Raw genomic sequence first — 16,096 nt, forward strand, 5'->3', positions numbered from 1 at the left:
GGACGCTATTATCTGCCGGTACTTCGTACCTAAAAAATGAATCATCTAGGGCTTTAGCCCGACATAAAATAGCGTGTGGTGTGAACCACATGTCGAATGGGAGAAATAGTAGAGGGCTTCAGCCCGACATAAAATAGCGTGTGGCGTGAGCCACACGTCAGTTACGAATATTAATGAGAGGGCTCAAGCATGAGTCCGAAATATCATATGTCGGACCCAAGTTTGGGCCCTTTGCTAATTTAAATTTTATTATCATCCACCTCACGGTGGACGCTATTATCTGCTGGGACTTCGTACCTAAACACTAATCATCGTGGCGCGTTACTTACTGGTGTTCTTGTGTGAAAAAAGCCAGTCGTACATGCCCTCGACTTGTTTGGCTTGAGCTGAGGCGGTTTTGTGATTCGCCCCTTCGAAAATGGATAGCTTAACCAAATTGGAATTCACTTTGGCAAATTCGTCCTTCATTTTTGAGATGCCATCGACACGGGGCTGGCTATCCTTTGTTCCCACCATGGCCCAGATAGCTAAGCTCGCCATGCTTGCGGTCTTGCTATAGTCTGGGATAAAGCCTTTGGGGCTGATAGCGGCAAAACGTTTTGGCTCCAGCATAGCCCATTCCCAAGTTCCTTTACCGCCCATGCTATAGCCGACGCAATAAATGCGATTTACGTCAATATCTTTGTGCTCGCTCAAAATATAATCGAGCATTTTTGAGAGTGATTCGGGATTCCAAGTGGGATCACTTTGAGGAACGAGGATTTTGGCACCGTATTTGAGGTTTTCTGCTTTTGAGAGTTCTTTGATAATTGATGATCTCAAGCGAGATTCAACGGGTTTGGAACCACCCCCAAGGCCGTGAAGTGAAATCACTAAGGGAGATTTCTCCTTAGTGTTTTTCAGCGGATGGCAGAGTAAAACCTGTTTTTTTAGGGTTTCAAAACTAGAGCTTATGTTGTCGGGGATAGTGACGAATTCCATTTTGAAAGCCGTTTTTGGACTTCCGCCTTTACCCTTTTTTTGGCCATAAGCCGTCGTTGCCAAGATTCCACATATCAAAACTGCACACATTAATACTTTATTCATATCACCGTCCTTAGTTGATGGATTTATAAGCATTACGTGAGTCGTGAGTGGGATATAACATTATTTTAAAGTTTAGATGATTATTCAGTTAACGATGAATCTCTTGATGCTGAGTCAAGAAAGAGGCCGTGCCGAAGGTACGTAGCATAACTCAGATAGTATGAGAAGGCAGCCCTCGGCAAAGTCCACTTGCTAGCAGACCTTGCCTGATATTAGTTAAGTTAACGAAAAAACTAACGGAGAACTGCCATGTCTAAAATTACTATCGAAGTACCTGAAATCACAATAGGAATTGATCTTGGAAACAAAAAACATGATATTTGTGTTTTGAATTCCGCTGGAGAGAAAATTGATCAAACAAAAATTGAAAATAATATTGTCTGCTTATAAGAGTATTTTGAACAATATAAAGCTTGCTCAAAGGTGCGTGTCGCAATGGAGGTTGGTGCCAGTTCACTATGGATTTCTACGAAGCTTAAGGATATGGGTTTTCATGTCATTATAGCCAATGCCCGCAAACTACGAATGATTTGAGCTGACACAAATAAATGCGATGAAAGAGATGCTGAAAAGATTGCGCGTGTAGCTCGAATGGACCCAACGCTACTTCACGGAATTAAACATCGAAGTATATCAGCCCAACAAATGCTTTCCGTAATTCGTGCCCGTGAACACTTTGTTGTAGCTCGTACAAAATGTATCAACTGTGTGCGTGGATTATTAAAAAGCCTTGGTGCCACCAATTTACCTAGTTGCGCATCAAATCGTTTTGGCGAAAGAATGTTTGAATACCTTCCTGATGAGTTAATTCCGACTCTTGGAGAACTTCTCGAAGAATGTAAAGATTTAACAGATCGAATCAATAGATTAGATGATCGGATTCTTCAAATAAGTGAAGAGTCATGTCCAGAAGCTATAAAACTTCAGCAAATACCAGGTGTTGGTCCCATTACAGCTTTATCTTTTGTCTTAACTATTGATGACCCTAAACGCTTTCACAAAAGTAGAGATCTAGGACCTTTTCTTGGCCTTACTCCAAAAAGAGATCAATCAGGAGAGTGTGATAAACAGCTGAGTATTACAAAACAGGGAGATCGCTATCTGAGATCATTGTTAGTAGGATCGGCTCAATTTATATTAAGCGATCGTTCACCCGATTCTGACCTAAAAAGCTATGGACTTAGAATAACTGGCCGCGGAGGTAAAATAGCTAAGAAAAAGGCTGTAGTTGCAATTGCAAGGAAGCTCGGGATTCTGATGCATCGAATTTGGATTAGTGGAGAAAACTATGATCCCTTACATAAAAAAACCTTTAAAAAAGTTTCATAATCATCCACCAATCCAGCCAACCTCCCCACCATTTTATTGAATCACAAATAAGGAAAGAATTTAAAAAGAAAAAAGTTTAACAAATGTCTTATTAGATGACTGCGGACCATAGGTAGAACAAGAGCTTAGCCAAATCTTTTTAAAGTTCGTAACTCAGATAGCAGCATCAAATAGGATACAATCATGCACCGGATTTGGCGATCCACAAAAAAGAGTGCGAATGGAAGCAAGACAAAATTTTATCGACATTTGAAAACTGATTTTCTCAATTATCTAAATAATATATAACTTTAATGTAAACCGTAACTTGTAAATGCCTTCTCATGGGAGCCTATGGTTTTCAACCATAGGATCTTAGTTTTTTTCTCATTCCGTTCTGAAGGAACGGAGCATAGACCAAGGTGCATCGTTAAGGGCTAATCAAAAAAGTTTATTTTGCTGCTTTTTTGAAACGCGTGATGTTAGAAGGGCCGAACTTTCTCGATTGATCAATGAAGACATTTTTATGAATCAATACTCGAGGTAATAATGAAATTTAACTTACGTACTCGCTCAATCATGGCACTCAGCGTGTTTTGCTCTACCCTTTCTTTTGCGACATTCGCAAAGGATTCTGAGAAACCCAACTTCATTATCTTTTATACCGATGATCTAGGCTATGGCGACACGTCGGTACCCATGATGAAAGATCGTCCTGACTTGACCAAGCCACTTTATAAGACACCACACCTGGAACGCTTAGCTCAAGATGGTATGCGTTTTTCCAATGCGTATTCACCTGCACCGACTTGTACACCTTCGCGCATTAGTCTGCAGTTTGGTAAGACCACTGCTAAGACAAAAGTGATGAATGTTCACGACGTTATGGCCAAAAAGAATGGCATAGACCTTAAGAATCACAAGGGCATGGCGGAGTTTGTCAAAGAAGCTGACCCCAATTATGTAACGGCACATTTTGGCAAGGGCATGACGATTCGTCGCATGGATGACATTGGTTATGATATTACGGATAATATTGATGATATCAAAGAGGGCAATGGGAATTTTCATGGTGATTGGCTCAGTATAAAAAATAGGAAGCCCATTCCTGACGATGACCCCAAACGCGTTTTTAGTCTGACCAAGAGCTCGGTGGATTTCATCAATACTCAAGCAAAAGCCAATAAACCGTTTTTTCTGATGGTATCTCACTATGCGGTTCACGTTAAACATGCGGCTTTGGAAGAAACGATTAAAAAATATCAGATTGGTGATGTGGACTACAAAGACGCTAGATATGCGGCCTTGATTGAGCATTTGGACGATAGCTTAGGAGCGATGTTAAAAGCACTTGATGACAACGGCATCGCCGATAATACTTACGTGATTTTCACTTCAGACAATGGCGGTGGTCACGGTGGCAATCCTAGTTTACAGGGTGGTAAAGCAAAAATGATGGAAGGTGGACTACGTGTTCCCACAGTCGTACGTGGTCCAGGTATACCTGCCGATTCCCAGTGTGATGTACCGATTGTTCAGTACGACTTCCTCGCGACACTTCACGAACTTTCCGGTAATCCCAATCCACTCCCTGATGATATCGATGGTGGCAGCTTAGTGGATGTTTTCCGCAATGGTAATGAAGGAAAAGTGGAGCGCAATACACCTTTCCTCGTTTTTCATTACCCCTATTACGCAGGTGTGCCCGTTTCGGCCATTCGCATGGGTGACTATAAGTTCATGCGCCAACTCAATACCGGAGAAACGCGCCTACATAATGTGGCGACTGATATGGGAGAGGAAAAGAATTTAATCAATAGCATGCCCGAAAAAGCCGCCGAAATGGATAAGCTCCTCAAGGTCTATGTGGCAGAAGTTGGAGCTTGGGATATCGACGATGTTTATGCTGAACGTTTAGGTGAACTGAAGAAAAGACTTAAGCCGGACTCATCGGATAATACTAAGGTGAGTTCTCAAATAGAAAGAACAAAAGCTAACCAAGCGAATAAGAAATGGCTCTAGAGGAAACATTATGAAATTTATCTATTTTTTAATTACTGCACTAATTTTCAATAGTTCTTTTGCGGAAGATGCAAAGAAACCCAATGTACTTTTTATCTCCATTGACGACATGAATCACTGGATTAGTGCCATGCGAGAGTATCAGGCTATATATGATTATCCTGCTTATAAAACACCTAATATTGATCGGCTCTTGGCGCGCGGCATGTTTTTTACCAATGCTCATGTTCCAGGGGGCTCATGTAAACCATCCAGGGTTTCGGTCTTTACCGGTGTCGCCGTTTCTAAACATGGGGTGTATCGCAACCCCCATACCTGGCAATTAGCGCCGATGTTTAAAAATCGCGATGATGTGAGCATTATGCAACGCTTTCGCAAAGAAGGTTATTTTGTAGCTGGTGGTGGCAAAAACTTTCATACCTATCACCCCGATTCATGGGATGAGCACATCCAAACTGAAGAGCGCGATCCCAAAGGTCGTGAAGCAGACATGGTTTTAAAAAAGCAGTTTCACGAGGCTAATAAGGCATATGAAGTTGAGCGTAAACGCCAAATGAAAGCGCTCACAATTAAAGATAAAAGCAAGGCAGATGCCATTAAGTGGGGGCCTTTGGACTGCCCACCAGAGGCCATGCCAGATGCTTTCATGGTAGATTACATCATTCGCAAACTCAATGAAAAGCGAGACCAACCCTTTTTCCTCGGCTGTGGTTTTACTAAGCCTCACCTAGCATGGGCGGTGCCACGCAAATACTTCGATATGTATCCTTTGGATGAAATTCCCACACCAGTTGTTAAAGAAAATGACATCGATGATTTGGGAAAACAGGGTCAAAGTATGGCTGGTGGGCAGACTCATGACTTTATGGTAAAATCGGGTCTTTGGACAAGCGCTATTCAGGGATACTTGGCTTCTTGTACCTTTGTTGATGATCAAATTGGGCGTTTGCTGGATGCTATTGATGCTTCACCTGAGAAAGATAACACCATCATTATGTTGTGGAGTGATCATGGTTGGCACTTTGGTGATAAGGGTCATTGGAAGAAGTTCGCAACTTGGGAAGAAACTACCCATATTCCCATGGGGATTATCGCTCCAGGGCTTAGCAAAGCTGGTCAAAAAACTCATCGTCCAGTCAATGCTATCGATCTCTACCCAACTCTTTTAGATCTCTGTGGTTTTGAGCCCAACCCTGAATTAGATGGTCACAGTTTGGTGCCTTTACTAAAGAATCCAGATAGGGAATGGGATTATCCATCGCTAACAACTCACAGTCGTGGGTACAACACTGTAAGAACTGAGAAGTGGCGTTTGATTGAATACCCCAAAGATAATGAAATGGAGCTCTATGATCATAGCAATGACCCCCTCGAGCACAATAATTTGATCAATAATCCAGAGTACGCCAAGGTAGTTGCTGAGCTTAAAGCAATGATGCCAAAAACAAATGCTCCCGAAATTGTAGAAATAGAAAAAACCATTGATAACATCCAAAGAGACCTTCTTGGGAAAAAGATTAGGGGCCCTATTTACACCAAAGCTAGTAAAGCAGGACGTGAGGCAGCGCTATCCTCTGAACGCGGTAAAGAGCATGCCGCCGTCAAAAAAGTAATTTTGGATATTATTAGCCAAGCCAAAGCTGATGGGGCTTATGATGAATCCAAAATAAGGACGGAACTAGTCGGGACAAATAATAATAAAAGGTATTACGAGAAGGCTGGGGATAAGAAGTGAACTTTCTTCGAAAGTAGAGCGCGCTTTGCGCTATGAGACCGCTACGCTGAAAGACCGCTACGCTATGAGACCGCTACGCTATGAGACCGCTACGCTATGAGACCGCTACGCTATGAGACCGCTACGCTGTAAGAACTAAGATTTTTCTGGGAGCGCAGGAGTCCTTCCTGCTTTACAAAAGAGATGAGTAGTTCTGTGAGTATGTAGTCCACGCTTCAGCGTGTGGGAGAATAGAGTTGTCAGATCGCTTCGCTTGCAGATCGTTCCCTTAGCACACTGCAGATCGGCCTTCGGCCTGCAGTTTTATAAGTTGTGAGAATATGTATGTAGTCCACGCTTCAGCGTGTGGGAGAATAAAGAGGTCAGATCGCTTCGCTTCCAGATCGTTCGCTGTGCTCCCTGCGCCTCAGCGCGAAACTTGTATGAAAGCAGATTCAAAAGTCAATGTTTTTCACTTCCCCAAATCCCCAAATCCACAAATCGCTTATCACTCAGAAAATATTTATCTCGCGCAGAGCCGCTGAGTTCGCAGGGTAGCTTATTTATAATTCCCACGCAAAGACGCCAAGTCGACTAAGTTTTAGACATAGAAGTTGGGTGCAATGAGCCGAGAGGAGTCTAATCTGTCGGAGATTTAAGCAGACTCCGAGTTGAGAGAAAGAGCTTATTAGATTTACTTAAAGAAGCACTTTTTTCCCTCTGTGTTCCCTGCGGCTCAGCGCGAAACTTTTATGAAAGCAGATTCAAAAGTCAATGTTTCTCAAATCCCCAAATCCCCAAATCCTCAAATCCTCAAATCCTCAAATGCTTAAATCCCCAAACAGACGGATTAAGGTTTAATCCACTTCCTTTTTTCTTGGTCCCACTTTAAAGTCGACATTATTTCTTCAATTTCTTGGACAGATTTAACTTTTTGTTTGGTTACTTTTTGGAAAAATCTGAAAAGATATTTTGGAGTTAGAAGAGCATCATTGTCCTTGTCTCTTTTATCTAATAATTTAATTAATAGCTTTAATCCATCTCTGTTACCATGTTCAAAAGAACTGTACATGACTTGTTTATATATTAAGCAGTGCCTGAAATCGTTTAGGTCAATTTTTGGACATATCTCAAACATCATTTTGTTTAAGAATTTTTGATACTTTTGATAATCATTCGAGGCACTTTTTAGATGAGCTTTATTGCATAAATAGAGGATTTCACGGGATTTATACTCTAAACGATAACAGAGATCATATAAAACTGAATAGTATTGATTGAGTTTATTTTTGATGATAATGGAACAAAGATGGTATTCCATATGGGCTTCTGATTGTATGGCCCAAAAATTGTTTTCAAAAATTTTTATGGCTTCATTTTTATCAAGTTTAAAGGCCAATGTTGCAAAGCTCTGATTCTTCCTGAATGCATCTAGTATTATGTGTTTGTTTTTCTGTGACGCCATTTTTTCAATCAGCCATTCTGTGACCTGTTTATTAGCTGAGGGTACAGAATAATTTAAGTAGCGAATAAATTGAGGTAAACTCTGATCAGTATGTTTATTGATGAAACGTGTTAAATGATCTTGTATTTTAGTTTTAGTTTTGGTTGTATAAAAAGACCCTTGATTAAATTTGAAAGAATGAACAGTGTTAATGATTTCAGTAAAATCTTGTCTAACTTCAGGTGTGAATACATCCAACGCAACAGTGGAAGTAGCGAATCCAAAATTAGTCGTTATGTCAGGCACCTTTAGTTCTTCCCATGTACAAGTATATGTTCGATTAGGGTTTAATGATTCTATTAGGCTTATTTTTCGTGGTAGATAATCCTTAATTTCCTGAGTGTGAACTTCCCCATCTATGGTATTGGCCCAACGAGATAATCGCAGTTCTTTGTACATTTGTAAAGCCTTCAACATGTCACCACGATAAAACGCTAAATCAGCTCTTCGTATTGCGATAATAAATTGAAGTTCTTCGGTATTGGGTTTCACTTTTTCACAAATGGTCACAAGTTTTTCGACTTCATCCAAGAGTCTATAACGAAAGCACGATTCAATAAAAACACGGTTAACAGTGAAAATTTCTCCAGAAGATATCATATAATTGGCAGCTTTTCGGTAAGTTTCTTTTGCATCGTAATTGTAGCGCCACACTTGCATCCACCAGTTGGCTTTTGCTGAAGTAGGGTAGCGACTACTTTTAATGATCTCTTCTGCCGTTTTAAAATCGCCAATGATACACATTATATCTTTTGCCTGAAAAGGTTTGAAAAGGTGCCTGGACTTATAACAAAGAGATTTAATTTCATCGTTGATTTCGGCATTAGGAAGTATGTCCAAGCAGTATAGAGCCCTATAAAATCTGTCCAATTGAATATCTGGTATATTCCCTTTTTGTGCTTCGTATTTAAAAACATCAAAAAATTTATATAGATTTTTGGTATGTTTTAACTCAGGATTACTCATGGGGATTTCCGGCCAATTCATATTTCCAAATGGGAGCACCTTTATTGCGTCATCGCTGAAATACAACCACCTTGAACTTAGATCACTGACTTGCCAGTCGTTTCCTCTAGTTCCAATATGGCCATTTTTAATAATAGGTATAATGCCAGTATAAGTATATGTTGAATAACTATTTCTATCCTGCTTTACTTGAGAGGAGTACAATTCTTCAAGAGCATCGTTTTTAAGTTTAAAAGCACAAAGCCATTTCCAGTAATTAATACTGCACGTGATTTTATTAGGTACATTGAGGCTTTTAAAATGAGCTGAATGTAAGTCATTGAATTGTTGTAAGGCTTCGTGATACTTTTTATTTCTAATTTTTTCAATAGCTAAATTATAAATGTACGCATACTGTGTTTCGAGTGAATTATTTTTGAATGGTTTCAAACTTTTTAAAATATCCTGATGTTTGAAAGAAAGAAAACGTATATCATGAAACGAGAACTCATTATGTGGGGAGCCAATAAGTCCACCATTATCTTGAATCTGATATTTATGTGTTAATTCCCAAGATGGGAGCTCTTCTTTGGACGCTCGTTTAAGAATCTCTTTCCATAGGTGCTCTCTATGATGCATAGTTCTGTAAAAACTCATGAGACGCCATATGTCTTCTGATGAGCCTTCTTTGTTCATAAGCTGTTGGATCAGGTATGCCAAGTACTCGTGTTGGTTACCTTTTGTATAGGAAGTGATTTTGGGCTTATTTTGTGAAGGGTTATCATTAAGTTTTTTAATTTGATCTGAATCATTTAGGGACTTGAGTTTTTCGATGACTTTACTGAAATCTGAGCTGGTGAATTCAGTGAGTACCTTATTGGATATGGAATCAATGATTGTTAAGCGGTAGTTCTGCTTGTTATCTAAATTCAACTTAATAGTATAGGCCGAAAGGTAGCTGCTCAATTGGGCAATCTGACTGCCTTTGATGTAGCGCCAATGCTGGAGGTCTTTTTCCAGGTCCAGTTTTAATAGACTTTGAGGGCTTAAAGTATAGAAGCCTAATTTTTCGATCTCGTTTTGAAGGCTTTGAAGAGCATTGTTAGGTAGTGATTGACCGTGAACTAGGTAGACGCCTTTGAGCTGGTTCTTATTGAGAAGAGAAGGGGAAGTACTTTCGATTGATTCCGCAATTTTAAGGTAATTATATTTTCTAAAAAAGCTGGCTAGCCAGTAATAAGGGATCGTAAAATTGGGGCTGTTGTGAGTGATGTAAATGAGTTCACGTATGCCTTCGGCTTCTCTTTGTTCTGTTATTAAGTTGATCGCTTTGTAGAATTTGAATAGAGTAATGGCATCGAGGAATTGTTTTTCGTTTTCAATGGGAATATCAACAGCTTTTTTGTTTGCGGAAGCAGCAATTTTTTGTCCAATTAGGCGTGCGAAAATTTCGATTTCTACAGCGAGCTGATCTTCGTCTTTAACTTGCTTCTGCTGCTTAGTGAGAACCTGACCATTTTTTACATTGGTGACTGAAACTTGGACAAAGAGTCCCTTGTCAGAAACAGGATTCACTTGACCAGTAATAATGAAATCCGCCTGGCTCCATTGACCTTTTTTGGTTGAGCTTTTTGTGAAATTTGCGTCAGCTAAATCAACTTCTCCTGTCATGGCAGAGAGTGAATCACGGTTTGCTATTTTTAAGCCTTGTTCCTCTAGGTAAAAGCTTAGCAGGTCAGATGCCCCAAGTGACCACAGGGAGTCGTTCTCTTGTTGATTTTCGATTATAACCGTTTGTGCAAAGGCTGTAAATGAAAACATACAGGCAAATAAATAAAGGCATTTTCTATAAACTAAGGTCATTCCCTCGACTCTCTCAATAATAAATTTCATTCAATATCTTCTGAGAGTAATTCACAATGACGTACAGAGGTAGATCCAGTATGTAATTTTTTTGTAAAAAGCCCTTTTTGTTGAAAAGAAGATATATATACAATCACACCATGCCGTAGTTTCAGAGAGGACACGAGGTTTATGTCCTCTCAGTGAACTCTGAGATCATTGTGGATTAAATCCCCAAATCCCCAAATCCCCAAATTCTCAAATCCTCAAATCCCCGAACAGATAAATTAAAGTTTAATCCATTTCCTTTTTTCTTGGTTCCACTTTAAGGTCGACATTATTACTTCAATTTCTTGGATAGATTTAACTTTTTGTTTGGTTACTTTTTGGAAAAATCTGAAAAGATATTTTGGAGGTAGAAGAGCATTGTTACCATTGACGGTTTTGTCTAATAATTGAATTAATAATTTTAATCCTTGTTTGTTACCATGTATAAAGGAACTGAACATTATTTCTCTATATATTATACTTTGCCCAGAATGTTTTAAATCAATTTCTGGGCATACCTCGGACACCATCTTGTTTAAAAATTTTTGATACTCTTGATAATCGTTAGGAGCACTACTTTTTTGTGCTTTATTGAACAAGTAAACAACATTTGGTGCAGCAGTATCTAAGCCATAACAGAGATTATATAAATGAGGGTAATACTCCGTAAGATGATTATCGATAATAATGGCATATAAATTAGGGTAAAATGAGATTCTTGGAAGTGTGGACCAAATATTGTTTTCAAAGATTTTTATAGCTTCTATTCTATCAAGTTTAAAAGCAATCTTTGCAAGATCTTGGTTTTTTCTAAATGAGTCTAATATAATTTCTTTATTTTCTTGTGAAGCCATTTTTTCAATCAACCATTCAGCTGCCTGTTTATTGAACCTGTGTATAGGATAATCTAAATAGCGAATAAATTGAGGTAGAACTTGATCCGTGTGTTTATTTACAAAACGCGTTAAATGATCTTGGATTTTTTTTTCGGTCTGATTCTTGGCCCACACACCCTGATTGAATTTGAAGGAGCGAATGGTGTTCATTATTTCTGTGAAATCCTTCCGGACTTCTGGGGTAAATACCTCGAAAGCAATAGTTGAAGTAGCGCGTACAAATTCAGTTGATATTTTGAATGTTTTAAACTGTTCCCATGAACGAGTGTAAACCCGATTTGGATCTAATGATTCAATGAAGCGTGTTTTTCGTGGTAGGTAATCTTTGACTTCCTGATTGTGAATTTCACCGTTTATGGTGTTGGACCATCGTGATAAGCGTAGTTTTTTGTACATTTGTAAAGCCTTCAGCATGTTGCCACGATGAAAAGCTAAATTAGCTCTGTGTATGGCAATTGTAGCCTCCATTTCTTCGGAAATAGGTTTAACTTTTTTACATATATCGATAAGTTTTTCGGCTTCATTAAATAGTCTATAACGAAAGCAAGATTCAATAAGATTACGGTGTACAGTAAAAGTCTCATTAGAAGATATGATATAATTGGCAGCTTTTCGAATGACTTCTTTCTTATCGTAATTGTAGCGCCATACTATCATCCACCATTTGGCTTTTACTGAAATCGGATAATTACTATTTTTGATAATATTTTCAGCTGTTTTAAAATCACCGATGATACACATTATCTTTATCAAATAATCACTCGGCTTAAAAAGGTGCCTGTATTTATAACAAAGAGATTTTATTTTTTCGTTTATTTCGGCATTGGGCAATGCGTCTAAACCGTACAAAGCATAATAAAAATCACCTAATTTCTCACGAGGTATGTCACCTATTTGTGCTTTATGTTCAAAAACATCAAAAAATTTATATAGATTTTTGGAATGTTTTAATTCAGCATCAAGAGGTATCTCTGGCCAGTCCATCTTACCAAAAGGAATCATTGTGATAGAGGAGTCTTTGAAAGCTCGCCAGATACATGTTATATCACATATCTGCCAGGCAATTCCTCTTTGTTTAAAGTGGCCATTTCTAATAAACGGTATAATACCTGTATAAATGTCCCCTTCTGTTTTTAAGTGAGTCGAATATTGTTCTCGAAGTTTATTGTTTTTAAGCTTGAAAGCACAAAGCCATTTCCAATAATTAATACTATAGGCAAATGCGTCAGGTAGGCTTAGCTTTTGAAACTGTACTGAATTTAAGTTGTTTAAGTGTTGTAATGCTTCGTGATATTTTTTATTTCTAATTTGTTCAATAGCCAAATTATAAGTATACGCATACTGAGCTTGCAATGAACTGTTTTTATAAGATTTTAAACTTCCAAGAATATCCTGATGTTTTAATGAGAAAGTACTAAATTCGTATATCGAAAATTCGATATCGGGAGAACTAAATAGGCGATCTATGGGAGATCCAATAAGGCCCTCATTATTTTTAATTTGATACTTGTGAGTTAATTTCCATATTGGAAGTTTTTCTTTGGGAGCTCGGTTTAGAATCTCTGGCCAAAGGTGCTCCCTGAGATGCATGGTTCGATAAAAACTCATGAGACGCCATATGTCTTCTGATGAGCCTTCTTTGTTCATAAGCTGTTGGATCAGGTATGCCAAGTACTCGTGTTGGTTACCTTTTGTATAGGAAGTGATTTTGGGCTTATTTTGTGAAGGGTTATCATTAAGTTTTTTAATTTGATCTGAATCATTTAGGGACTTGAGTTTTTCGATGACTTTACTGAAATCTGAGCTGGTGAATTCAGTGAGTACCTTATTGGATATGGAATCAATGATTGTTAAGCGGTAGTTCTGCTTGTTATCTAAATTCAACTTAATAGTATAGGCCGAAAGGTAGCTGCTCAATTGGGCAATCTGACTGCCTTTGATGTAGCGCCAATGCTGGAGGTCTTTTTCCAGGTCCAGTTTTAATAGACTTTGAGGGCTTAAAGTATAGAAGCCTAATTTTTCGATCTCGTTTTGAAGGCTTTGAAGAGCATTGTTAGGTAGTGATTGACCGTGAACTAGGTAGACGCCTTTGAGCTGGTTCTTATTGAGAAGAGAAGGGGAAGTACTTTCGATTGATTCCGCAATTTTAAGGTAATTATATTTTCTAAAAAAGCTGGCTAGCCAGTAATAAGGGATCGTAAAATTGGGGCTGTTGTGAGTGATGTAAATGAGTTCACGTATGCCTTCGGCTTCTCTTTGTTCTGTTATTAAGTTGATCGCTTTGTAGAATTTGAATAGAGTAATGGCATCGAGGAATTTCTCCTGAGTTTCATTGACTTCATTATTAAGTTTCCGATTAGCATTGGAGGCGATCTTTTTGCCAATGAGGCGAGCAAAGACTTCGATTTCGACTGCGAGCTGATCTTCGTCTTTAACTTGCTTTTGTTGCTTTGTAATGACCTGAGCATTTTTCACATTAGTGACTGAGATTTGAACAAAGAGTCCCTTATCGGGGACAGTTTTAACTTCACCAGTAATAATGAAATCAGTTTTATACCAATCACCCTTTTTTATTGAGCTTTTGCTGAACTTTGCTTCGGCTAAATCGACTTCTCCTGTCATGGTAGATAGTGAGTCGCGATTAGCCATTTTTAAACCTTGTTCTTCCAGGTAAAAGCTCAGTAAATCAGAGGCGCCAAGTGACCATAGAGACTCATTCTCTTCACGGTTTTCAATAAGAATCGTTTGCGCAAAGCTAGTCAATGAAAACAAAAAGATTAATAAATAAAAGTACTTCTTATATAATGTGGCCATTCCCTCAATTTCTCCGTCATGGTGTTTTTAATATTACCTTCTGAGAGTAGCTCATAAATAAATTGAGGGATAGATCTCGGATGTAACTTTTTTGTAAAAAGGTTTTTTGAACTTATGCACGGGCCACTTCGCGGATTTCGCAAATTTTTCTGCTTTACTTCTTAGAAAGAATTGTGCCGTCTTTTTTGACGCCGAGGCGCTTCACGGTGTCGTTGGCGCGGCCTCTATGCCATGAAGCTGATGTGCGCTGATCTTTAATCATTTCGCGCTTCAGCATATTAGAGCGCAATTTTTTCTCATGGGCTTCTTTGAGTGTTAGTTTTTCTGCGTCAGAACTAGCTTCTGCTAATTTCTGTTCGTAGTTCACGATAGATCGATGGTCAAATTCATCAAAGAGTTCAATCGCGGCCTGATAAACATCCTCAATTTTTCCGCCATCTACACTTTCAACATATTCGCTTAAGGCTTTTTTCATTGTTGCGACTTTCTCCGGCATCTCACTAGCGAGATCATTCTTTTCGCGATAATCCGTTTTGACATTATAGAGGCGAATTTCATCGGTATTTAGGTTGCGCATAAATTTAAAATCTCCCATGCGGATAGAGCTGATCGGGGGCTGATAATAACTGGGGAAATGGAAGACCAAGCCAGGAGCGTGACGTTCAATTTCCTGAACTGAATTGCCACGTGTGAAAACTTCTTTTAAACTGCCACCATCAACGCCATCGGGTAGAGCGGCTTCACTTCCAGCTAAGTCGTGAAAAGTGGGGAGGAGATCCCATTGCACAATCGGTGTATCACATTGCTTCCCGGCAGGGATACCAGGACCGGCAACGACAAATGGAATGCGTAAGCCACCTTCAAAAGGGAAGTATTTTCCCTCAGTTAGAGGACCATTGTAGCGATGATTTTTTTCATTTCGTGGAGCCCATTCGGCGCCGTTGTCAGAAGTAAAGATAATATAAGTATTATCCAAGACACCTTTTTCTTTTAATGAGTCGATGAGTTTACCAAGGTGGGTATCAGACTCTTCGATCATCGAAGCAAATACGGGTGTGTGAAGTCGATAAAAGACATCTTTTTCACGGCCTTTTTCGGGCTTGTTGGGCAGAGCGTCATATCTTGCTTGCCATTTCTTTAAGACATCGGGCGACGCAACATGCGGGCCGTGAACGGCGTAGTGAGAGATCATCATGTAAAAGGGGCGCTTGCCAGCATGGTCATCAAGAAATTTGAGTGATTCTTTAGTGAGTGAATAAATGCGCTTTGGGTCATCTTCGGGCAAGGACTCTTTGTTTTTGATATTGATGTACTCGCCATGGAAATTGCCATTGGGGGCAATTTCTTCGTATTCATCAGTGATATCGTAGCCCACATCTTTGAGTTGCTCGACGCCAATGCCTTTGCCAAAGTGAGCGGTGATATAGTTTTTATTGGCGGCTTTGAGCATTCCTGCAATAGAGACTTCGTCCTTATAACCCTCGGGGCGTTGCTTGTAAGATAAAACGTCATGGACAAAACGGTATTGCATACGAGCTGAGGTCTTGCCAAACTGAATGCTGACCCGTGAGCCAGTGCAAGTTGGCGTAGGCGCGTAGGCATTGGAAAATTTCATCCCCCTAGCGGCGAGTTTTTCTAGATTGGGAGTTTCGTAGAACTGACTCACAGAGAGGGGCTCGGAATCCATCATTTTTACAGAAGTCTGCGCCCAGCCGAGATCATCCATGTAAAAAATAATAAAGTTGGGAGCTTTGGTCTCGGCCAAAAGTAGGGGGCTCGCAAAGCTGAGCATTAAACAAGAGAAGAGAAGTTTGCGTATCATTATAAAGTAATCCTTAGTTTTATAATGAATCGCCAAGAATCACGAGCTCTAACAGGGGAGGTGAAGGAAAGTGGTCAGATCGCTACGCTCACTGT

General features: G+C 39.4%; 6 protein-coding genes and 1 pseudogene. 3 read left to right on the forward strand and 4 right to left on the reverse strand.

Annotated features, from left to right (window positions below):
- Window positions 1-321: 321 nt before the first annotated feature.
- Complete coding sequence (locus LNTAR_RS25330) at window positions 322-1,086, reverse strand: carboxylesterase family protein (protein WP_007278012.1); 765 nt, start codon at window positions 1,084-1,086, stop codon at window positions 322-324.
- Window positions 1,087-1,335: 249 nt separating this feature from the next.
- On the opposite strand from LNTAR_RS25330, the pseudogene LNTAR_RS26560 reads away from it, so the two are divergent.
- The 3 genes and pseudogenes from LNTAR_RS26560 (at window position 1,336) to LNTAR_RS07265 (ending at window position 6,151) form a co-directional block, all read left to right on the forward strand.
- Window positions 1,336-2,415 (forward strand): annotated as a pseudogene (locus LNTAR_RS26560) (IS110 family RNA-guided transposase).
- Window positions 2,416-2,943: 528 nt separating this feature from the next.
- Window positions 2,944-4,416 (forward strand): sulfatase, encoded by a 1,473-nt coding sequence (locus LNTAR_RS07260; RefSeq protein ID WP_007278016.1) that lies wholly within the window; start codon window positions 2,944-2,946, stop codon window positions 4,414-4,416.
- Between the two features lie 10 nt (window positions 4,417-4,426).
- Window positions 4,427-6,151, forward strand: a complete 1,725-nt coding sequence (locus tag LNTAR_RS07265; protein ID WP_007278017.1) for a sulfatase — start codon at window positions 4,427-4,429, stop codon at window positions 6,149-6,151.
- A gap of 829 nt (window positions 6,152-6,980) precedes the next feature.
- Here the strand turns inward: LNTAR_RS07265 and LNTAR_RS07270 are convergent.
- The 3 genes from LNTAR_RS07270 to LNTAR_RS07280 form a co-directional block, all read right to left on the reverse strand.
- A complete protein-coding gene (locus LNTAR_RS07270; protein ID WP_007278020.1) occupies window positions 6,981-10,472 on the reverse strand; it encodes a hypothetical protein in 3,492 nt (1,163 codons plus the stop codon).
- 236 nt (window positions 10,473-10,708) lie between these two features.
- Entirely contained in the window at window positions 10,709-14,179 is a 3,471-nt protein-coding gene (locus LNTAR_RS07275; RefSeq protein WP_007278021.1) for a hypothetical protein, read from the reverse strand.
- Window positions 14,180-14,333: 154 nt separating this feature from the next.
- Window positions 14,334-16,001 carry a sulfatase gene (locus LNTAR_RS07280; protein ID WP_007278022.1) on the reverse strand — a complete coding sequence of 556 codons (1,668 nt, stop codon included), beginning with the start codon at window positions 15,999-16,001 and terminating at the stop codon, window positions 14,334-14,336.
- Window positions 16,002-16,096: the final 95 nt, after the last annotated feature.

Source organism: Lentisphaera araneosa HTCC2155 (genome assembly GCF_000170755.1).
GTDB lineage: Bacteria > Verrucomicrobiota > Lentisphaeria > Lentisphaerales > Lentisphaeraceae > Lentisphaera > Lentisphaera araneosa.